This window comes from Photobacterium lutimaris, from assembly GCF_003025555.1.
Taxonomy (GTDB): domain Bacteria; phylum Pseudomonadota; class Gammaproteobacteria; order Enterobacterales; family Vibrionaceae; genus Photobacterium; species Photobacterium lutimaris.
Genome location: NZ_PYMH01000009.1, coordinates 22,960 through 44,974, shown reverse-complemented (window position 1 = coordinate 44,974; position 22,015 = coordinate 22,960). Strand labels below are relative to the sequence as shown.

Here is a 22,015-nt window from a genome sequence, read left to right as displayed (position 1 = left end):
AGTCAAACACGGCTAAGACTCGGCCATCTCGTTAATCATGAACAGCTGGTTGCGCCCGCACGATTTGGCCTCGTACAGGGCACTATCGGCTAACTTGAAGAAGGCATCGGCTGAGCGGCGGCTTGATGGAATAATGGTGCAGCCACCGAGACTGATGGTAACAATGTTGGTGGTGTCGCCATTTTGTGTTCCCCTCGGTAGGGCGAGCTCCCTGATGGCTTCCAGTGCCCGTTTGGCAGCATATTGCGCCGCATGTTGGTCTTGGCCTGGCAGTAGCAAGATAAATTCTTCGCCGCCGTAACGGGCAAAAAGCGCGCCCGCTCTCCGTTCTAGCGGGGCAAGCGTCGTAGCAATAATTTTTAGGCACTGATCGCCTGCAGCATGGCCGAAGCTATCGTTGTAGTCCTTAAAGTGGTCAACATCAATAATAAGTAGCGAAATTGGCAGGCTATGTCGTTCGGCCCGTCGCCACTCATCCAAAAAACGTTCATCAAACTGGCGGCGATTGGCCACTTGAGTTAGTGGGTCTTCACGGGATACTTTTTCAAGTTTTTCGTTGGCCTGTTGCAACGCCTGGGTTCGCTCGGCGACCCGTTGTTCAAGTTCGGTATTGAGCTGGATTAGCTTTTCTTCTGCCTGGCGACGGACGAGGTGCTGCGAGACGATAAAGCCAAACTGCTTGAGGAGCTGGTGCAAATGACCGGGCAGTGGCATGCCGCTGAGCAGGTTGTCGCAGGCGATCCAGCCGATCGGGGTATCTTCGTCCCACAGAGAAATATAGGCACTCCAGCCAAAGCCGACCACTTGCAAATCATGGTAGAGCGGGGTGTTTTCTTTAATCGCCAAATACTCCTTGTTCTCCAGCGCGTGTACCGAAAACCAGAGCTCGGAGATTTCCGTTTCGAAGTAATGCTCGTCGACCGTATTGCCATGGATATCGGTCCCGTAGGTTCCCAGCACCCGATCAACCCCCCTGAACAGGAAGATCGCCATTCGGTCGATATTGAGCTTCTTTTTCGCCTCATCGACCGCAGTGAAGAGCAGGTTGTCAATGGACTGGGCACGCCAAAGCTTGAACGATATATCATGGAGGGCCTGGAGCAGTTTTTGCACACTGAGCTGTTCGTTTTGCCTGATCTGCAATTCGCGCTCGGCAATGCGCCGCCCGCTGTGCTCATCTTGAATGATGGCATCGGTCATCGAGGCATTGAGTTCAGACGCAAGCAACACGCCCAGAAAGCTGAAGTCCTTGGCTTTAAACTGTCTGGATACCACGTTTTTGGGGAAATCGGCGATGAAGCAGCCGATGATCCGTGACCGCCTTTCCAGGGGAAGGGAAAGTCGGTAGGTATTGTCTTGCTCGGTAAGGGTGGCGACTTGTAACTGCATGGCCTGGTTGAGCTGATAAAGCGATAAAACCTTGGTGTCTTGGGATTTAATGGGTGGGGAGCGGTAATTGATCCCTGTGTCATCGATGGTCAGCAGCGTTTTCCAGCCTGAGCCGTCAGCGACGACCAAGGTGGCATCTTGCACGGAAAAGCTCAGCAGAAGGTTCCTGCAAATTTGTTCACAGGTTGCCCTTAAGCCGTGCGACTTTCCAGAGAGTGAGAGCACCCGGTTGTAAAAGTCTTGAATGTGAGAACCTTGAGCCAAGTGACCTTCCCAAATAGTTGATATTGATCCGTGTTATAGCCACTTTGCAGTCCTTAGTGGCGCAAGCGGCTGTGTCTGCGGCATTGTTTGTGGGCATGTGAAGCCGCAAAATCAGCTTAATTAACACTATTGTTACGAAATTTTTGCGATAAAAGGCTAATGGATACAGCAAATTGGATGTTTCTTATCGACTGGTTGCAGAAAATGCGACGCGCTGCACGGATAGGTGTAACTGGCTAATTGCTCAGCCAGCTAAAGGTAAGCGGATATTGTGAAAATGGTATTGGACTAAATCGCTACCACCAGGGTGACCAAGCAGCATTAGGACTCTTAAGGTGACTCGTTTTACCAAGGTAAATAGTTACCTTGGTAGTCCATAAATAAACCAGAGTCGGCTGGCGTCAGGTTATCGATGACTTTCTTCAGGCCAGTGGCGGATGCTTGAGTATCGATTAAAGCGTTGGGCCCGCCCATTTCGGTTTGTACCCAGCCAGGGTGAAGGGCAACGGTAATGATGCCTTCTGGCTGCAGATCATTGGACAGGCTCTTGACCACGGAATTGAGTGCTGCCTTGGAAGAGCGGTAGATATAACCGCCGCCACTGGTATTTTCGGCCATGCTGCCAACTTTAGAGGAGAGGCAGGCAATGACTCCGGGTGACCCTTGTTTGAGCTGAGGATAAAAGGCTTCTGCCATTTTTAATGGTGAAATCGTATTGATTTCAAACACCTTTCGCCATTCGTCGGCATCGGTATTGCCAAAGCCGTATCCCTTGGGGCCGTAGTAACCCGCGTTATTGATAAGAAGATCTAGGCTGGTGGTTTCCATCGATTGTGCCAAATGCATCATTGCTTCGTGGTCGGTGACATCTAACTCAACGATGGCCAGGTTAGGAAATATGTTTTGGCGGCGGGTCAGTTCATCTGCGCTGGCAATGTCGCGGCAACTGGCATACACCTGCCAGCCAGCTTCTAAATAGGCGACGGTGAGTGCCAGCCCGACGCCACGGTTTGTACCGGTAATGAAGGCGGTTTTGCTCATTTTTAATCCTTAATGTATAGCGTTGAGATATAAGATAGCGGAAGTATCGGATCTAAGACAGGTTCAAGTGGTATGCTCCGCTACATTTTAGGCATGTATGTTCATATACGGATATTTATGATTCTCTCACTCAAGTCTGCTGGGATTGCTTTCGCTGTCTCGGTACTTACCGGCTGTGCAGATACCCGCCATGAAACGTTATCCGAGCTGGGCTTCGCCCGGCCATACTTAGATGGCTACCAAGACGGGTGTTATAGCCGCACGAATGAACCGGCTACACACCTAGATGGTTTTCGCCAAGATCCCGAAAGGATGGAGGTCGAGGAAAAATATGCTTATGGCTGGCAGGATGGATACGAACAATGCTACGCCGATAATAAAGATTACCTCTAACTAAGCATGATTGAACCCGACAAAAAAACAGGGCAGCCAATGGCTGCCCTGTTCATATGGCCAGTTGATCAGTCAATTTTGTAAAAGCGCTTCATCTCGTGCATTGCTTGCATCAGGGTGGAAAGCTTGGGTTTGGCTGAGTCCAACCGCTGATAGTCTTGATCATACACCGTATAGTTACCGTATTTATCGATAACGGTAGTGGATTTGGGTTGGATCATTACAATATCTTTCTCGTTACCAGACAAGATCCAGCGACGTTTGGTCGAATTGCTGAACAAGCTGTTGCCACTGCTGTAAGCGGTAGCCGGAGTCGTGGTATTGAGCAGTGATTCCATCAGTGTGGGCGCGATATCGAGGTGGCTGGTCAGCTTGCTGCTCACAGACGAAACGCTGCCTGGCCAGTGGATCACCAATGGGACCTTCAATTGATATTGGCTGTAGTTACTGTTGGCACCCCAGCTATTGCTCCCGGTTTCGTTGAATTCCGTGCCGTGATTAGCCGTTATGATGACGATGGTATCGTCCATCAACTGCTGGTTAACTAAGTGGTCAAAGATACGGATCAGCTGCTCATCAATAAAATGGGCGGCATTACGGTAGCTATTCTTCAAAATCAGGTTTGTGTTCTGCCCCGAAACATTCTTTGAGCCCAGCGATGGTTCGAATGTCGGAGAGTAGTCACCACCTTCCTCAAAGTTTTGTACTGAGCTTAGCTCGATATAGCTAAACCAAGGAGCAGTGGTCTTTTCGGATTTAAGCCATGATGCCCAGTTATCCACGGTCTCGGCATCTTGATCGGTACTCGCCATTTCTTCCAGCGCTAAGCCGTTGAAAATAGCGTCGGTATAAATCGGGTCTTGGCTGAGATTATCGCCGCCGAATAAGCCGAACTGGTATCCGCGCTTTTCAAGCGTGCTGACGAGCAGGGGCTTGATGTTGCTCGAGCGGGCACTGTTGATGTAGCTGCTTGGCAGGCCATAAAACAGGCCAAAAATCCCCGCCGTATTTTCATTGCTGCTGCTGTAGTGGTTTTCAAACTGCATATTCTGGGTGGCAAAAGCCGACAGGTAAGGCATGGTTTCTGCCTCGACCATATCGCTTCTTAGCCCATCAATCACCACGACCAACAGATTTTTGCCGACACCAGGATCATCGAATGTCATTGTTTGCAGCGGATAGCGCAGCTGTTCACTGGTTTCGACACCCTGGGCATTGAGACGTTCGGCATATTCTTCACGGTCAAGCAAACCATGCTTTTCCATGAACGTTTTCGCTGTCATTGGGTAGGACAGCGGGAAATTCGAACGCTGTGCGGTGATGGGACGGTACAAATTGGCGTCCGCCCAGATGTACATCAAATGGCTGCTGATAAAGCAGATCCCAAAGACCGTTGCGATAGGTACCCCGACGTGTTTGCGGGTGAGCTTTCTCAGTTTGCGCCACAGCCACTCAGAAAGCACGAGCTGGAGCAGGAATACTATCGGAACGGTAATAAATAGATATTGCCAGCGGGCATTGAGCTCGGTTCGCTCTCCGCTTAGCAGTAGATCCCATACCAGAGGACTCAGGTGGAGTTCCAGTGTTTCGTAGGCATGGGTGTCGAGCAGCAATGCAGTTAGGCCGGTAGTGGCCACCAATACCGCAAACAGCCGCATCAAGCGTTGCGACGGGATCAGGAAACTGGCAGGGAAGAGTATTAGGATGTAAAAGCCGAATACCAAAAAGCCAAAATGGCCAACCCAGCTCAGCAGCAGGTAGAATTGGCCAATCAGAGATGCAGGCCACTCGGAATGGGCAATATACCGCGACCCCAAAAGCATGGCGGCGATAATATTGAAAAAACTGAACCAATGTCCCCAGCTGATAAGCTGAGAGACTTTGTCTTTGTAATTGTTACCGCTGGAGACCATAGATGTCAGTGTTTCCCAGTCCTATATAGCTGTGGCACAGCAAACAAGATTAGTCTTCTTTGATTGAAGACTGTAGAGCGTGTGCAAATTTTTCTGCAATAGCTTTCCTTTGCGATGCAGGAACATCGGCATTGATGATGTTAGTCGCAATGTTACCGACGATCATCAGAGCGAGTTCTGCAGAAGCATCATGCTTCTCTAATACATCGAACATATCATCAATGATTTGTTCAACTTTTTTATTGGTGTATTTTGAAGTAATTGGCATAGGAAGTCTTGTTTAATCTTGTTTAATGTTAAGGAAAGCGACTTATAATAACCTACACTTTAGATTAACTGAAATTTTTCCATTATGAGCCTCACACTTTCCAATGTCATTCTTCACCAACTCGCCAAGAATGAAAACGATGAATTGGAAATTCATCTTAGAAAACAAACCCTTGAAAACAATGCCGCTACCGAGGAACTGGTTTCCGAGCTACATCGAGTTTACAGCAGTAAAGGAGCTAAAGGGTTTGGTCACTTCTCTGACGATAGCGAATTCGGCCATTGGCTGAAACAGTCGCGACGTGGTGAGTTGGACTTTCTTACATTTTCTAACCAATCAGCCCAGCGACTTCAGGCTGAATTGGTGAAATATCCGTTCGCAGAATCTGGGACCTTGGTGATTGCAGAGTACCAATCTTTAGCTACGGACTACCTCTTTATCGGCCTACTACCAACTTGTCATAGTATGAAGGTCACTGATCAACTGGATATCAGTGCGACCGATTATCTTGACGTGTCGAAAATGGATATCGTTGCCCGTATTGATTTGTCATCGTGGGAAACCGACGCGGACTCGAACCGCTACCTGACTTACATTAAAGGGCGTGTTGGCCGTAAAATTGCGGACTTTTTCCTCGACTTCCTGCAGGCCGAGGTTGGCTTGGATGTTAAAGAGCAAAACCAGGTATTGATGCAGGCGGTGGAAGACTTCTGTGCCGATTCGCGTATGGATAAAGAAGAAAAGCAGGAGTATCGCAAACAGGTCTATGACTACTGCAATGGTCAGTTGCAGTCAGGCGATGAAGTGACAGTCAAGGAACTGGCTGCTGAATTGCCTGAGTCGGATGACGGCACGGATTTCTACCAGTTCACCTCACAGCAAGGTTATGAACTGGAGGAAAGCTTCCCGGCAGATAGGACGGCCATGCGTAAACTGACCAAATTCGTCGGTTCTGGTGGTGGCGTCACCATCAACTTTGATGGCATGCTGCTTGGCGAGCGTATCTTTTATGATGCCGATACCGATACACTGACTTTGAAAGGCACCCCGCCGAACCTGAAAGATCAATTGCTGCGCCGGCTAAATAGCGACAGCTAATACTGTGATAGTACGAGCAGCTTTCCTTGCTGTTCGTACTTTTTTGCCGCTTTTCTTACTTATCTTGTACTCACTGCCAGATTTTTTTGTACCTCTCTGATTTTTGTGCCTACAGTTTGTATAGTTTTCCATACTTTTATGGTTGTTTTTTATACTTAGGTTAGGGTGTGGCGTATTATCAGGGGTGTAATGGACAGGAGTGACCATGAAGCAAATATTAGGCAAAATATCGATTCCCCCCAGTCAGTCCTGTAGTTCAATCAAGAGCTTGATAGGTACCGTGTTGATTGTCGTGGCACTACCGATCTTGTATATGGGGATCTCTCAGACTGGTGTGTTGGGTAACGCATTGGTTGCACTTTCTATTATGGCGTTGGTTGCCGCGTTAGGTATTGGTTATAGTTTTTTTCTTAAGCCTAATAGAGAAGATCGTTTTGCTCCGAAACCCGAATTAGACTGTGTGCTCGAACCCTTCTGCCGCAGCCCTTATGAGATACTGAGCCTTTCCACCGATGTTGAGTCCTTGGCGGTTTTCGACCGTGATTACCTGCTTGATACCATGGATGGTGATCATGATATGGTGGCCATATTATTGGAAGTATTTATCGATGAGCATCTTGATGATGGGCATAAAATCGTACAAGCACTGCAAGCCGGCGACATGGAACAAGTGCAGATGTTATCCCATAGCCTGAAAGGGGTCTCCGCCAGTTTGGGGATCGAGCAGATCCACGCATTGGCCGAACAGGTCGAGCATGACGTCAAAATGCAGGCTGACAGTGAAAAGCTGGAAAACGTGTGTGAATTGCTGAAGATGGTCTTTACGCCTGCGGCATTGGAAATCCAGGCTTTTCTTGATGAATACGCCGAGATCAAATCACGACGGGAAAATAGTCAAGAGACATCCACTCATGAGGTATCCGGTCGAGATAAGTCTAATATCGCCTCGGCACAGGTTGATACCGTTATTGCATCGTATGCCCTCTCTACTCCAACAACGTCGATTCAGGTGGAGAACCGTGATAATCGTGCAGAGCCAGACTGTTGGCTGGACATCCATGCACTGCGCGAAGCAATGGATGGTGATGAAGAGGCGGTGTGTATGTTACTGGAAATTTTCATCGAGGATAATCTCGGTACAGGGCAGGAGTTGGTGGCGGCAGCGTCAGAGCCTGGTCAGCAAGAGTATGCACTGAATATTGTTCATGCCTTGAAGGGGGTGGCGGCAAACCTGAATGCGGCAGTGCTGCGTAAGTGCTGCGGAATGGCAGAAAAGAAACTTAAACTGAACGAGTCTGTATCTATCGAAGAGTGCCGGGAAATTGAATGGGTACTGAACCAGACCATTGCCAATGCAGAGGCATACCTTGCAGAGGCTACAACCAGTGCTTAAATATAGCGTTACATCTATACTTGCAGATTATTATGCAGGGTAACTTCACTTTAAGCTGGCGATTGTCTGGTACACTAGCCTGAATTGATCGAGATCATATAAATGCAGTCACGGCAGTGGATAATAGCGCCACTATGATCGTTCAAACTTCTGGTCCAGCTCGACAGCAGCGTGAGTTGGATACCGCAAAGGCGATGATTCGCCTTTACTGTAAAACGCTGCACCGTGGTGCCATCATGTGCCCTGAATGCGAAGGGTTAATTGAATATGTCGAACACCGCGTACAAAAATGTCGCCTTGGTAATGAAAAGCCTAGCTGCGTCCAATGTAAAAGCCATTGCTATCAACCAGCAAAGCGCTTGCACTTCAATCATGTGTTGCGTTGGGCCATGCCTAAACTGGTATGGCGGCGTCCACTTCAAACACTAAAATTCAAGTTTGACTGTTTGCGCCGTGGCGAGCAGGTTGATGCTTCTTCCTCTTCTTTACAGCAGTAGCTTGCTTTACACCATTTCTTTTGCTCATTATTGGCTAAGGCGCTGAAAGATCCGATCAAAAAAGGGCTGCATTATGTAGCCCTTACTATTCTTGCTTACTTCGCTGTTGTTTTACAGGCCTAAAGTTGTAAGCCAGGTTGCGATGCGATCATCGGTAAGCTCTGGCTGTCGATCTTCATCCAGTGCCAGACCGACAAACTTCCCGTCTTTAACTGCTCGGGAGTCGTTAAATTCATAGCCGTCAGTTGGCCATTCGCCGATCAGTTCACCACCGGCTTCTTCAACCATTTCTGCCAATTCACCCATGGCATCAAGGAAACTATCAGGGTAATCCACCTGATCACCAAGGCCAAATAGTGCGACTTTTTTACCGTTAAGATCGGCATCTTCCATTTCAGGTACAAAGTAATCCCAGTCAGGTTGCATCTCACCATAGTTAGCCGTTGGCGTTCCTAGGATAAGCAGATCATAGTCATCAAAAATGTCACTGCTGTTACCTGCGATATCCTGAGGATCCAATGCCAGTTTCGCTGCGATTTTCTCTGCGACTTTTTCTGTGTTGCCGGTATCGCTACCGAAAAAAATACCGATGTTAGCCATTATCAATGTCTCCTAACGTTTAGTGCAGGCTGGCTTTAGTCTGTGAAATCTTCTAGCCAGCCGCTTTGTGATCTTTGGTGTGTAATGAAAATGCTTGATTATTGATTCGCGTCTTGCGTTGGTTTCCACTGAGCGAGCTGTTCAAGCAGTTGTTGCTTGTGGCGTACCTGTTGGCGCAGACTTGTGAGGTTTCGCTCGTAGCGCGCTGGATCTTTACGTTTGATCTGGGTGAAGCGCGCTTCACGGCCGATCAGCTCCTCGACATCTTTTTTCGCTGGTTTAGAATCCATTTGCAGTGCTGCACGTCCTTTGGCAATCCGACGCGGATCAAAGCGGAACAATGGCCACAGACCGGAATCGACCAATAGTTGCTGGTGCTCAACACCTTCAGCCATGTCAAAACCATGGGTAATGCAAGGTGAATAGGCGATCACCAAAGATGGCCCAGGATAAGCTTCAGCTTCCTGGAGGGCTTTGATGGTTTGGTTCATATTGGCACCCAGAGCGATTTTGGCGATATAGACGTTGCCGTGCATCATCATGTTCAGCGCCAAATCTTTGCCTTGGCTGGTTTTGCCTTGGGTCGCAAACTTGGCAACCGCGCCGGTTGGCGTGGCTTTGGATTGCTGGCCACCGGTGTTGGAGTAGCCTTGGGTATCCATCACCAGCACATTGACGTTGTCACCTCCTGCAAGGACATGATCCAGACCGCCATAACCGATGTCATAAGCCCAACCGTCACCCCCGACAATCCAATTGCTTTTGGCAACTAAATCATCTGCACAGGTATCCAGCTGGCGAAGCGAATAAGGCAGCGCTGCACGCAGGCGAGTGAGGTTGACGCGCTGGCGGACGACGGCTGTTTCGCTGCTGTCGAAAGCATCCTCGCGGATCTGTTCAACCAAATCGGCAGGAATAATATCGCGGGCCGTGTCGAGCAATGACAGAGCATGGTGGCGTTTGCTGTCTAATGCCAAACGCATCCCCAAGCCGAACTCGGCATTGTCTTCAAACAGCGAGTTGGCCCAAGCCGGACCCCGGCCATCACTGTTAACGGCATAAGGTGTAGTCGGCAGATTACCGCCATAAATCGATGAACAACCGGTCGCATTGGCGATCAGTAATCGGTCACCGAATAACTGAGTCAGCAGCTTGACGTACGATGTTTCGCCACAGCCTGAACACGCACCGGAGTATTCAAACAGCGGCTGGAGAAGCTGGCTGGTACGGGCATCGATACGTTTGATATCGATACGCTCGACTTCCGGCAACTGCAGGAAGTAATCGTAATGAGAGCTTTGCTGCTCAATGACTTGCTGCTTGGGTACCATATTGATGGCCTTGCGAGCCGGATTGTCTTTGTCACTGGCCGGACACGCCGTGGTACAGAGGTTACAACCGGTACAATCCATCGGCGACACCTGCAAGGTGTAGGCTTGGCCTTTGAAATCACGCTGCTTGTAGTCGGTATGCTTGAAACCGTCTGGCGCAGTGGTAAGTTCGCCGGGCGCGACCGTTTTGGCCCTGATTGCGGCATGCGGACACACTAAGGTACAGATATTACATTGGGTACACAGATCTTCTTCCCAGACCGGTACTTCCTGCGCAATGTTGCGTTTTTCCCATTGGGTGGTAGCCGTTGGCCAGCAGCCGTCTACTGGGAAGGCGCTGACCGGCAGTTGATCACCTTTGTCTGCCATCATCATGGCGCTGACCCGCTTGACCAATTCTGGTGCGTTTTCGCTTACGACCGGTGGACGACGGAAGAAACTGGTGACTTCATCTGGAATAGCGACAGCCTGAAGGTGTTCGACAGCTGCATCAACCGCAGCATGGTTGGCTTCAACAATGGCCGGTCCACGTTTGCTGTAGCTTTTCTCAATCGCGGTTTTCAGTTGGCCCAGTGCCTCTTGAAGAGGCATCAGGTTGCTAAGGGCAAAGAAGCCCGCCTGCATGATGGTATTGATGCGGTTTTTCAGCCCGAGCTCGCGGGCAAGTTTTACCGCATCGATGACATACAATTTTAGTTGGCGGCCAATGATAACCTGCTGGACTTCACGCGGCAGGTGCTGCCATATGGTATCGGCATCGTGCGGGCTGTTGAGAAGCAGGGTAGCTTTAGGCGCGGCTTTCTCGAACATTTCCAGCTTGTCGACGAACTGGAACTGGTGGCAGGCAATAAAGTCGGCCTGCTCTATGAGGTAAGGCGCTTCAACCGGCAGGGGATCGATGCGTAGGTGTGAGGTGGTGATCCCGCCCGATTTTTTCGAGTCGTAGACAAAATACCCCTGGGTATGCAGCGGGGTGTTCTCGCCGAGGATCTTGATGGTGTTTTTATTGGCACTGACCGTACCGTCGGCGCCTAGGCCATAGAACAATGCACGCAAACGGCTTGCGGGCTCTACATCGATAGAGACTGGCTGCGGCAGTGACAAATGGGTGATATCGTCAACAATACCCACGGTAAATGAATGCTTGAGTTGCTGTGCGAGCATAGCATTGAAGATACCCGCGGCATGGGACGGGGTGAACTCCTTGGAAGAAAGCCCATAACGGCCGCCCACAACCGCTGGCATATGTGGGTACTGCTGGTTAGCAACGGCTTGCTGCAAGGTGGCCATGACATCCAAGTACAGTGGTTCACCCACCGCGCCGGGCTCTTTGGTGCGATCCAATACGGCAATGTTCTTAACAGAGGCTGGTAGCACCTCGATTAAATGTGCCAGTGAGAACGGACGGTATAGGTGTACGGTGATCACGCCGACCTTTTGGCCAAGGGCAAGCTGGTGGTTAACGGCTTGTTTTACTGTTGACGAGGCTGAACCCATCACCACAATTACGTTATCGGCCTGTGGATGGCCGTAGTAGTCAAACGGGCGGTATTTGCGTCCGGTCAACGTGGCAAACTGGGCCATTTTGCTCGCGACAATATCAGGGCACGCTTGATAAAACAGGTTCGATGCTTCTCGGGCTTGGAAGAAGGTGTCTGGGTTTTGCGCAGTACCACGAATGCTCGGTGCATCAGGGGTCAACCCGCGCTCGCGAAAGGCGTTGACCTGCTCCCTGTCGATCATGGTGTGCAGGGTCGCATCATCAATCAGTTTGATTTTATTGATTTCATGCGAGGTACGGAAACCATCGAAGAAGTGGACGAAGGGTACCCGGCTTTCTAATGTCGCGGCTTGGCTAATAAGTGCGAGGTCATGGGCTTGCTGAACGCTACCTGCTGCCAGCATGGCAAAACCGGTCTGGCGTACGGCCATAACATCTGAGTGATCACCGAAAATCGATAATGCATGGGTGGCAAGGGTGCGAGCGGCGACATGCATGACAAACGGGGTCAGCTCCCCGGCAATCTTATACATGTTGGGAATTTTTAGCAGTAATCCCTGCGACGATGTGAACGTGGTCGACATTGCGCCAGTCATCAAGGCACCGTGAACGGCGCCGGCTGCTCCCCCTTCAGATTGCATTTCGATCACTCGGGGTACTTGGCCCCAGATATTCTCTTTCTGCTGGGACTCCCATGTCTCGCAGGCTTCCGACATCGGGGAGGATGGAGTGATAGGGTAGATACCGATCACTTCATTGCAGCGGTAAGCAATAGACGCGGCGGCTTCATTGCCATCCATGGTAACAAACTGCGATTGGCTTTTTTGATGAGTAGACATGACTAGCTCCATCGGGCTAACAGGTACAGGTAATCGACACAGGCAAACGGGTTGCTGCGTTGTTTGATTTTTTAATGGGGTGGGCCGACCCCTAGTGGGTAGCAGAGGGCCGGCCCGAGGGCATAACTGCGATTTACACTTCGACCACGTCTAGCTGCGGCTGAGGGTTTAGCATGCGGGTCAAGTCATCTTTGGCATTCCCGGTTAGCTGCAGGTTAAACTGCTGCTGGAGGAAGGCAAAGATATCTTCGTTAACAAATTCTGGTGGGTTAGGACCAAGGTAAATATTCTGGATACCCAAGTTGAACAGTGCCAATAGGATCAGTACTGCTTTTTGTTCCATCCAAGACAGAACGATATTCACCGGCAGATCGTTAACAGCAACGCCCATTGCATCGCTCAGTGCCAGTGCGATCATCACGGCACCGTAGCTGTCGTTACATTGGCCAAGGTCTAGGTAGCGTGGAATCTCTGTGCCCGGTACCGTACCGAAGTCATGGTCGTTGAAACGGAACTTACCGCATGAAGACGTCAGGATGATGCAATCGTCAGGGATAGACAACGCCAACTCACGGAAGTAATCATTCGGTTTGCCTGGTTTATCACAACCCGCCACGACGAAGAACTGTTTGATCTTGCCTTCGTTGACCGCTTCTAGGATCTGCGGTGCCAAACCAAGAATCGTCTTGTAGTTGTGGCCGGTCATCAGGGTGTCTTCACTGTCGAAGCCTTCGATATCCGGTAGGCTCAGTGTTTGCTCGATCAGTGGACCGAAGTCGTCTTCAAGCTGGCGGCAGTTATCGATGCCGACAATACCGTAGCTGTAAAGACGGTCGGCATAATCTGCGCGGCCTGTTGGCGGAACAATACAGTTAGTGGTCACGATAATGGTACCGTTCCACTTTTGGAATAGCTGCTTTTGGTCGAACCACGCTTTACCGACATTACCTTTCAGGTGGCTGTACTTGCGCAGTTCCGGATAGCCGTGCGCAGGTAGCATCTCTGAGTGGGTATAGATGTTGATACCTTTACCTTCGGTTGCAATAAGCAGTCGCTCAAGCAGTTCAAGGTCGTGACCGGTAACTAGGATACCTTTACCTTCAGCTTTGTTTTGTGGCACGCATACAGGAGTAGGGATCCCTAAGCGGCCATGGTGGGCTTCGCCCAGGCGAGACATCATCTCGCTACCGGCACCACCGATTTTCATCAATTGGGCAATGTGCTGGTCAAAGCTGAAGTTAACGTTAGTTAGTGTGAAATATAGGGTTTCGGCAATTACGTCATCAACAGATTTAGTATCTGCACCCAAGTCATCGGCGTGAGTGCGGTAGGCCGAAAGACCTTTCAGGCCGAAAATCATAATATCTTGTAGGCGAGAAAGGTTTTCATCTTTACCACAAGTACCTTGGGTTTTTCCCGTACTACCGCAGCCGCCAGTTTGGGCCATCGAGCACTGATGACAGAACATTGCTAAGTTCGACATTATTGCATTCCTTAAAGGTGTATTTATTTTGCAACTTATAATGCGAGCATACGAGGAAAGCGGAGCAGCGTCATTGATCGAGATCATTTTTGCCAATAACATCCATATAAAATACCACTTATGAGGGGTGTTCTGCAATTTGTATCGGATTGTATGGATTGGATTTATTTTATTGTACACTGTTTTAAATTTATGTAGCCTATTAATAATCAGCGAATTATATGGAAAGAATATGAGTATACCCCTGAAAGTCCGGGCATATTTGGCTCAGCGTCATCTTGCAAAAGTGCGAAAGAAATATCTAGAAGCGTACCGGATGCATGAGAAGAGTGGGGCTAGATGATAGATGGGAATACTCATGTACTAAAAAGGGCGCTCTGCGCCCTTTTCTCTATTCGAGCTAATCTATTGTATTAGCCTGCGATTTTGGTCAGTACTTTTTTCAGTAGCTGGATACGCGGCTCGATAGTTTCAAGCTCAAGGTATTCATCGGCACTATGGAAACCAGCACCGGCAGGGCCAAGACCATCCAATGTTGGGATACCCAGTACTGCAGTTAGGTTGGCATCTGAACCGCCACCGACTTCCTGCCAAGTGATGTTGATGCCCACTTCCTGGCCTGCTTCTTCCACCAACGCCATCAAAGATTCTGTTTTCTCTGAAGGAACCATTGATGGTTTGTGTGCTTCGCGGTCAATGGTAATTGCTACACCGTCAACAAATGGTGTTTCAGCCATTGCACGGATCTTCGCGTCGGCATCAGCATATTCGTCGTTGTCCCAGAAACGCACGTCAATGACAGCTTCTGCATGGTCAGGAACGATGTTAGCACCTGCACCACCTTTAACGACACCTACGTTCAGTGTTGTGCCACTTTCGAAGTTGGTTAGTTCGTTGATCGCCAAAATCCAGTTTGCCATTTCAGTGATTGCACTGCGGCCATTTTGTGGTTCGTTACCCGCGTGTGCGGCTTTACCTGCAAATGTCAGGCGGTAGCGAGCCATACCCTTACGGGCTTTAACCAAAGAGCCGTCAGCACGGGCAGCTTCAGCAACCAGTACATTTTTCGCATTAACAGCAACGCTCTTTAGCCATGTTTCTGAGTGCAGTGAACCAATTTCTTCGTCTGGGTTCATGCATACACAGATAGACAGTTTATCTAACGTTTCCTGATCCATGTCACGCAGGGTGTAAACAACGTTCAGCAGGCCAGATTTCATGTCAGAAACGCCAGGACCATAGGCACGCTTGTCATCAAACGTCATTGGGCGAGCAGCTACTGTACCAACAGGGAAAACAGTGTCCATGTGGCCGATAAGCATAACGTCAATGGTTTCGGCGTCTGGCTTGTTACGCACTTCAAGGCCGGTTCCGGCAATGCCACAATCAACACGCTTTACGTTCCAGCCCAGATCAACATATTTCTGTTCCATCTGGTTGGCAATAACTTCAATGCCTTCTTTGGTTAGCGTACCGCAGTCGACATCGATTAGCGGGCGTAGTTCTTCCAAGTAATCTTGCAGTGAGAAACTCATATTAGCTCCTGAGAGAACCCTGTACGGGTAGGAATAGCGACAGGAAAAAGGGGGCGAGGCCCCCTTAAAGATATTTACACTAGGATGTTCATCACGAACATGGCAACGAATGCGTTCAGAACAGAAATCGCAACCATCACAGGGATGTGGCGGCCTTCTGTACCGATAACACCTAGGATACGGCCAAGGTACTGAACCTGAGAGCCCATTAGGTAGATAGCCGGGGCAAGGATTGCAATGTGGTTACCGTCAAGGATACCGCTGTCAAACAGGGTGATTACCACACCAACCGCACCACCCATCGACATCCATGCACCGATCAGTACCGCTGCCGCTTCACCTGGCAGGCCAAAGACGCCCATGATAGGTGAGAACAAAACGCCCATTGCGTCTAGTGCACCGGTAAGAGAAAGTACTTTGATGATCACAAAGGCCATCAGTACGTTCGGAATTGTTGAGCTCGTCGAGATAGCCCAGCCTTTCTTCGCGCCTTCTACGAAGATATCAGTAACCATTGGTTTTTTAGTTGCTTGAGACATTATGCGGTCTCCTTCTCAGTAGAAACGTTGTTTTTCTTATCAGTGGCAGCTAGGTATAGGCGGAAGATGTTCGCGCCAACAATTTTCATCACGAACATGATGACAACAGCCAGACCAATTGAAGAGGTTACTGCGTTGCTGCCGTCAGCGTAGGTTAGGGTGAACAATACCGCGCCTGAAGAGAAGAAGTTAACAATGGTGGCACCGGCAGAAAACTGGAACATCGCAAACACATCGGTTTCACGCTGGTTGATGTGGCCGCCTTCTTGCAGTTGGCGGGTCATCGACGCACCTGAGTCGGTGTTCTGAAGAGAGGCAATCAGCGCCAGACCTGTATCACCTGGTAGGCCGACTAGTGGACGAAGCAATGGAGTAAGAAGCTTACGTGCCGCGTTAAGGGCTCCGTAGTGCTCAAGAACATTAATCATACCCAATGCGAACATTACGGTTGGCACCAACGTTAGGGCAAATAGGAAGCCGTCACGTGCACCGCTACCGCCTGTACCGCGCATTGTGGTTTTTGTTACTTCCACGGCACCGTCAGCTGCGGTGGTGACAGTGTTTGCCATCGTACCGAATGAACCATTTAGGGTGTTGAAATCAAATACACCGTACCACTCGTTGGTTTGCAGTAAACCTGAAAAGAACACAAAAGCGAACGCTAGGGCAATGTATGCACCTATCGATACCTTTTGGTTTTTTTCTGCTGGATTGCTCATATATAACCTCTTAGGAATCAAAAAAGGCCTGGTGGCCAAAATAAGGAATCTGTAACAATTCTTCACAGCGAAAGCCGCTGTTACAGAGCCCTCATAAAAGAAACGAGGTCATTGTCCCTGATTTATAGAGGAAATAATTGACGGGGGTCAATGTGTGCTACTGAATGCTAATCCAATGGAGGTAATGGCCGTTATTTGTGATCATGATCTACATTAATATCCTATTCACAAAACTTAATAATAAAGACGGTTGTTTTAAAGCATGATTAATTGTTTTTTATTTATTAATTAATCATTTCTGTAGTGTGCTTTAGGTGTTTTATAACTGTTTTACAGGGCGGTTGGTAACGATAAGTGTCGGTGTTATTGCGGCTTGGTTAGTATAACTCTCATTAATATTTATTTACAACTGTATTGTTGACTGGTGATTAAAAAGGGCGCCTTAAGGCGCCCTTGGTATTTCTCACTGGAGGAAACTTAAGCCGTTTGCTGTTGACCCTGAGTCGCTTCCAGTTGGCTCTCTTCGGTTGCTTCGTCGGCAACCACTGTTGGCGGACAACGGTCAACGAACCAACCCATGTACGACGAGACAATAGTGACGATAATGCACACAAAGCTCAGCCACATGAACGGTGCATAGGAGAAGGTGGCTACACCCAGAATACTCGCCATGTAGATGCCGTTATCACTCCAAGGGACCATACCTGATGTCAGGGTACCGCCGAACTCTGCATTTCGAGAGAGGTTCTTACGCTGGTAACCGAGACGGTCATAGTTCTTGGCACAGATCTTTGGCGTTAGGATAAGTGATACATACATCGCTGAACCGAAGACGTTACCCAGGAAGGCAGTGGCAATAGTCGATACCGATAGGCTACCTGCCGAGTTAACACGTTTTTCGAATATCTTGGCAATGGTCTGCAATACGCCAACTTTGTCCAGCAGGCCACCGAAGCCAAGACCGAAGATGATGACCGCTACCGAGCCCAGCATCGATGACATGCCGCCACGATTAAGGATTGCATCGATGAAGTCGACCCCAGAATCAATAGAGAACGGTGCCCAAGCGGTGTTAAATGCAACCAGTGGGTCCATATCCTGAACCATTACTGCCCAGATGATACCCAGTAGTGAGCCAAGCGAAATAACCGGGAAAGAAGGCAGACGCAAAGCCAGTAGGGCCAACACAATGACCACAGGTACGAATGAGAATGGCGAGATCACGAACTGCTGATCCATCGCAACAATCACAGACTCAACCTGAGACATGTCGACATTGCCAGCATAGTGAATGCCAACCCCGGTAAAGAGGATACCGGTAATGATGTAGCTGATAAGAGCAATTGGCAGCATGCCTTTGATGTGCTCGACAATCTCAACATTCGACATTGATGAAGCCAGAATTACCGAGTCCGACAGCGGTGACATTTTGTCGCCGAAGTAACAGCCGGATAGCACCGCACCCGCTGTCATCGGAGCTGGGATCCCCAGACCCTGGCCAATACCCATCATTGCGATACCAGCGGTACCTGCAGCACCCCAAGAGGTACCCGTTGCCAGCGCCGTCATTGAGCAGATCAGCATAGTGGCAAGCAGGAAGATTGAAGGGTGGATGGCTTTAAGCCCGTAATAAATGATGGTTGGAACAATACCACCAGCAATCCAAGTACCGACAAGCGCACCAACTGCTAGCAAAATGAGCACGGCCCCCAAGCCGTTAGCGATGCCTTTGGTTGCTGCTGTTTCTAGCGATTTATAATCATGACCAAGCTTAATGCCCAGTGCCATGATCACGAACCAGCCGATGTAAAGCGCTAACTGGATAGGTAAATCGAGTTTCGCAGTAAAAGAGAAAGCCAGCGCAAGAAAAATACCGAGAGCGATAAAGACCTGAGTCAGCGACGGTAGTTTCACAGTCTGTTTGTTCATACTTCTAACCTTGTAAGTTCGAGCCTGTAAATAATGATTATTCCTTTGAGCGGTGTATTTTTGCCCCAAGGGATTATTTTTTAATAATTTTGATGACCAAAATGGCCAGCTAAAGAGTACTGGCATTCATTTGCTGCTACTCTAGCGGATAGATTTCATGCTCACGATAGAAAATGTCTCTAGATGTGATCTGATACAAAATGCAGTCAAAACCCTTTAAAAAAGTACGTTTGTATTTTGATTTTTTGTTAAATTGGCGTGCTTAATATGTGCGCTGTATGTTTTTTGACTGTTTTTCATATTGTTTCCATGTGTGATATTCCATTAATAGATAGATGATACAACCGCAATTGAGGTGGTAATCTAGAATTAAGCTTTGCTATATCGAGTTATGGTAGGTTATCAATGTGTGGCGAAATTATCAAAATAAGTAATGCTAAATGCTTGTGGTGGATTAATCGATAATTTAGCTTTTAGTCTTGTTTTTGTTCATTAGTTTGCTATTTGGGGGTGATTTAGGCGGTATTTGCTTGTCTTCTAGCCCGAGAATTCACCGGAAATAATATGGATATTTATCATTCCACACCGTAAGACGTAATATTATCTGCTGGTTTTGTTCACAGTGTGGTGATTTTTTTTACAGGTTTTTTGCAACTTATGCTTGAGTTTCAGGGCTGAAATTACTATAGATGGGGTTCTGTCTGTCGTTATAACTATCGCCTGTTTCGACTTAAATGGTCATACCAGAAGCATCGATAGTTATACCGATAGAACAATGATCAGGGAGTGTAGTGTAGATGATGAAAGTAGGATTAGTGGGTTGGCGAGGCATGGTGGGTTCTGTCCTGATGCAGCGTATGGTAGAAGAGGGTGATTTCAATGTTATTGAGCCTGTTTTCTTCTCTACGTCCCAAATTGGGATCCCAGCTCCGAATTTTGGTAAGGATGCCGGCGTCCTTCAGGATGCGTTTGATATTGAGCACCTAAAGCAGTTGGATGCGATTATCACCTGCCAGGGGGGGAGTTACACCGAGAAAGTGTACCCAGCACTACGTCAAGCAGGGTGGAAAGGCTATTGGATTGATGCGGCATCAACCTTGCGCATGAAAGAAGACTCCATTATCGCCCTTGATCCGGTGAACTTCGAACAGATGAAACAAGGCCTGCACAAGGGTGTGAATACCTTTGCGGGTGGTAACTGTACCGTGAGCCTAATGCTTATGGCTGTCGGTGGCTTGTACCAAGCTGGTCTGGTTGAGTGGATGACCTCTCAAACCTATCAGGCGGCATCAGGTGCCGGAGCGAAAAATATGCGCGAGCTGATCAGTCAAATGGGTGTGATCAACGACGCGGTTTCCAGTGAGTTGGCTGATCCTTCTACGTCTATTTTGGATATCGATCGCAAGGTGGCTGAAACCATGCGTTCAGATAGCTTCCCGTCTCAAGAGTTTGGTGTACCGCTAGCGGGTTCATTGATCCCTTGGATTGACGTGAAGCGTGATAATGGCCAAAGCAAGGAAGAATGGAAAGCGTCGGTGGAAACTAACAAGATCCTCGGCCTTGATGGCAACCCTATTCCTATCGATGGTACATGCGTCCGTATCGGAGCAATGCGCTGTCATAGTCAGGCACTGACCCTGAAGCTGAAGAAAGCCGTGCCAATGGATGAGGTGGAGGAAATCATCGCATCACATAACGATTGGGTGAAAGTGATCCCGAATGATCGTGATGTAACTGCCCAGGAACTGAGCCCAACCAAAGTGACCGGTACCCTGTCTGTCCCTGTTGGCCGTTTGCGCAAACTGGCGATGGGTGATGACTACCTCAATGCATTCACTGTTGGTGATCAGTTGTTGTGGGGGGCTGCTGAGCCATTACGCCGTACACTTCGTATCATCTTGGCTGAGAAGCAATAAACTGCCACTTTCTTGCGGCTAGTTAGCGCTTAAAAAAACGCCTGTATGTTCTTCTGAACATACAGGCGTTTTTATCAAAATCAAGACAACTTGTTGAGCTCAATTAGGAGAAAGCTAGCTCGATTAAGCGGCTAGGTTCTTCGCAACGAAGTCCCAGTTAACCAGTGCCCAGAAACCGTTCATGTAGTCTGGACGTAGGTTACGGTAGTCGATGTAGTATGCGTGTTCCCACAGGTCAACAGTTAGAAGAGGAGTAACACCTTCTTCTGTTAGTGGAGTGCCAGCGTTAGACGTGTTTACGATGTCTAGTGAGCCGTCAGCTTTCTTAACAAGCCAAGTCCAAGAAGAACCGAAGTTGTTGATTGCTGAATCAGTGAATTTTGCTTTGAACGCTTCGAATGAACCGAACGCTGCGTTGATAGCTTCAGCCACTTCACCTGTTGGTTCGCCACCTGCGTTTGGCGCTAGGCAGTGCCAGTAGAAAGTGTGGTTCCAGATCTGAGCTGCATTGTTGAATACGCCACCAGTTGAAGTCTTAACGATTTCTTCTAGTGATTTTTCTTCTAGCTCAGTACCTTCGATAAGACCGTTAAGCTTAACCACGTAAGTGTTGTGGTGTTTGCCGTGGTGGTACTCAAGAGTTTCCTGAGAGATGTGTGGCTCAAGAGCATTTTTTTCGTAAGGTAGAGCTGGTAGTTCGAATGCCATTGCTCGATTCTCCATTTTGGTTAAGGGGCGTTTCCCTTGACATTGCTTCCAGTCGGCTAAGGCCAACTTATTATTTGAAACTGACTATTGTCACTGAATTACTATACCGCTAGGTATTGGTCTAAATTGTGACAGTGAAATCATTTTAGCAAGTTTTTTCTTTATTAAAAGATCTGGAGGCTAAAAAGAAGTGAAAAATAATATCCTTATTTTCTTTAGGCGTTTTTTTCCGGCGCGTGACCAAGTAGAATGATGTCTGTGATAGTCAACTTATAAGCAAAGTCGTAAGAGGAAGCTATGGAAACCATCGACAAAATTAAACAACAGATTTCTGAAAACGCTATTCTGTTGTACATGAAAGGCTCACCAAAACTACCAAGCTGTGGCTTTTCTTCTCAGGCGGCACAAGCGCTGATGGGATGTGGTGAAAAATTTGCTTACGTCGATATCCTGCAAAACCCTGATATCCGCGCTGAGCTTCCAGCCTACGCACAATGGCCTACTTTCCCTCAGCTATGGGTTGAAGGTGAGCTAGTTGGCGGCTGTGACATCATCATCGAGATGTTCCAGAAAGGTGAGCTTCAGCCATTGGTTAAAGAAGCGGCTGAGCGTCGCGACGGCGAAGCATCTGCAGAGTAATCGCTCAAGAGAAAAGTTGG

18 protein-coding genes are annotated in these 22,015 nt (G+C 48.6%); 6 read left to right on the top strand and 12 right to left on the bottom strand.

Annotated elements, in window-relative coordinates; all coding sequences use genetic code 11:
- Positions 1-12: 12 nt before the first annotated feature.
- Both C9I99_RS17515 and C9I99_RS17510 read right to left on the bottom strand, forming a co-directional pair.
- The gene (locus tag C9I99_RS17515) at positions 13-1,653 is read right to left on the bottom strand and encodes a GGDEF domain-containing protein (RefSeq protein WP_107350146.1); all 1,641 of its coding nucleotides are present in this window, start codon (positions 1,651-1,653) and stop codon (positions 13-15) included.
- A gap of 345 nt (positions 1,654-1,998) precedes the next feature.
- A complete protein-coding gene (locus C9I99_RS17510; RefSeq protein WP_107350145.1) occupies positions 1,999-2,694 on the bottom strand; it encodes an SDR family oxidoreductase in 696 nt (231 codons plus the stop codon).
- Between the two features lie 117 nt (positions 2,695-2,811).
- Between C9I99_RS17510 and C9I99_RS17505 the strand changes: the two genes are divergently transcribed.
- Complete coding sequence (locus tag C9I99_RS17505) at positions 2,812-3,087, top strand: hypothetical protein (RefSeq protein ID WP_107350144.1); 276 nt, start codon at positions 2,812-2,814, stop codon at positions 3,085-3,087.
- A gap of 68 nt (positions 3,088-3,155) precedes the next feature.
- On the opposite strand, the gene C9I99_RS17500 is transcribed toward C9I99_RS17505, so the two are convergent.
- Both C9I99_RS17500 and C9I99_RS17495 read right to left on the bottom strand, forming a co-directional pair.
- On the bottom strand, positions 3,156-5,000 hold the full coding sequence (locus C9I99_RS17500; RefSeq protein ID WP_107350143.1) for a DUF3413 domain-containing protein: 1,845 nt from the start codon (positions 4,998-5,000) through the stop codon (positions 3,156-3,158).
- Positions 5,001-5,049: 49 nt separating this feature from the next.
- Complete coding sequence (locus tag C9I99_RS17495; RefSeq protein WP_107350142.1) at positions 5,050-5,268, bottom strand: YejL family protein; 219 nt, start codon at positions 5,266-5,268, stop codon at positions 5,050-5,052.
- Between the two features lie 84 nt (positions 5,269-5,352).
- Here C9I99_RS17495 and yejK point away from each other — a divergent pair, with 84 nt between their 5' ends.
- The 3 genes from yejK (at position 5,353) to C9I99_RS17480 (ending at position 8,256) form a co-directional block, all read left to right on the top strand.
- Positions 5,353-6,366 carry a nucleoid-associated protein YejK gene (gene yejK, locus C9I99_RS17490; RefSeq protein WP_107350141.1) on the top strand — a complete coding sequence of 338 codons (1,014 nt, stop codon included), beginning with the start codon at positions 5,353-5,355 and terminating at the stop codon, positions 6,364-6,366.
- Between the two features lie 205 nt (positions 6,367-6,571).
- Positions 6,572-7,759 carry an Hpt domain-containing protein gene (locus C9I99_RS17485; RefSeq protein ID WP_107350140.1) on the top strand — a complete coding sequence of 396 codons (1,188 nt, stop codon included), beginning with the start codon at positions 6,572-6,574 and terminating at the stop codon, positions 7,757-7,759.
- Positions 7,760-7,893: 134 nt separating this feature from the next.
- On the top strand, positions 7,894-8,256 hold the full coding sequence (locus tag C9I99_RS17480; RefSeq protein ID WP_107350139.1) for a nitrous oxide-stimulated promoter family protein: 363 nt from the start codon (positions 7,894-7,896) through the stop codon (positions 8,254-8,256).
- Between the two features lie 111 nt (positions 8,257-8,367).
- On the opposite strand, the gene fldA is transcribed toward C9I99_RS17480, so the two are convergent.
- From fldA to nhaC, 7 genes are all read right to left on the bottom strand, one after another.
- Positions 8,368-8,856 carry a flavodoxin FldA gene (gene fldA / locus C9I99_RS17475; RefSeq protein ID WP_107350138.1) on the bottom strand — a complete coding sequence of 163 codons (489 nt, stop codon included), beginning with the start codon at positions 8,854-8,856 and terminating at the stop codon, positions 8,368-8,370.
- A 98-nt stretch (positions 8,857-8,954) separates the two neighbouring features.
- The gene (gene nifJ / locus C9I99_RS17470) at positions 8,955-12,527 is read right to left on the bottom strand and encodes a pyruvate:ferredoxin (flavodoxin) oxidoreductase (protein WP_107350137.1); all 3,573 of its coding nucleotides are present in this window, start codon (positions 12,525-12,527) and stop codon (positions 8,955-8,957) included.
- A 133-nt stretch (positions 12,528-12,660) separates the two neighbouring features.
- Positions 12,661-14,010, bottom strand: a complete 1,350-nt coding sequence (gene hcp, locus C9I99_RS17465; protein WP_107350136.1) for a hydroxylamine reductase — start codon at positions 14,008-14,010, stop codon at positions 12,661-12,663.
- Between the two features lie 413 nt (positions 14,011-14,423).
- Positions 14,424-15,545 carry a M20 family metallopeptidase gene (locus C9I99_RS17460; RefSeq protein ID WP_107350135.1) on the bottom strand — a complete coding sequence of 374 codons (1,122 nt, stop codon included), beginning with the start codon at positions 15,543-15,545 and terminating at the stop codon, positions 14,424-14,426.
- A 74-nt stretch (positions 15,546-15,619) separates the two neighbouring features.
- Positions 15,620-16,084 carry a YjiG family protein gene (locus C9I99_RS17455; RefSeq protein WP_044622888.1) on the bottom strand — a complete coding sequence of 155 codons (465 nt, stop codon included), beginning with the start codon at positions 16,082-16,084 and terminating at the stop codon, positions 15,620-15,622.
- Positions 16,084-16,803 carry a nucleoside recognition domain-containing protein gene (locus tag C9I99_RS17450; protein WP_107350134.1) on the bottom strand — a complete coding sequence of 240 codons (720 nt, stop codon included), beginning with the start codon at positions 16,801-16,803 and terminating at the stop codon, positions 16,084-16,086. The genes C9I99_RS17455 and C9I99_RS17450 overlap by 1 nt, the downstream gene beginning before the upstream one ends.
- 477 nt (positions 16,804-17,280) lie before the next feature.
- Positions 17,281-18,858: a Na+/H+ antiporter NhaC gene (gene nhaC, locus C9I99_RS17445; RefSeq protein ID WP_107350133.1), complete on the bottom strand. Its 1,578-nt coding sequence runs from the start codon at positions 18,856-18,858 to the stop codon at positions 17,281-17,283.
- 674 nt (positions 18,859-19,532) lie between these two features.
- Here nhaC and asd point away from each other — a divergent pair.
- The gene (asd, locus tag C9I99_RS17440) at positions 19,533-20,648 is read left to right on the top strand and encodes an aspartate-semialdehyde dehydrogenase (protein WP_107350304.1); all 1,116 of its coding nucleotides are present in this window, start codon (positions 19,533-19,535) and stop codon (positions 20,646-20,648) included.
- 123 nt (positions 20,649-20,771) lie between these two features.
- Here asd and sodB read toward each other — a convergent pair whose 3' ends face one another.
- Positions 20,772-21,356, bottom strand: coding sequence for a superoxide dismutase [Fe] (sodB, locus tag C9I99_RS17435; RefSeq protein ID WP_039456908.1), 585 nt, complete (start codon positions 21,354-21,356; stop codon positions 20,772-20,774).
- Between the two features lie 297 nt (positions 21,357-21,653).
- Between sodB and C9I99_RS17430 the strand changes: the two genes are divergently transcribed.
- The gene (locus C9I99_RS17430) at positions 21,654-21,995 is read left to right on the top strand and encodes a Grx4 family monothiol glutaredoxin (RefSeq protein ID WP_107350132.1); all 342 of its coding nucleotides are present in this window, start codon (positions 21,654-21,656) and stop codon (positions 21,993-21,995) included.
- Positions 21,996-22,015 lie beyond the last annotated feature (20 nt).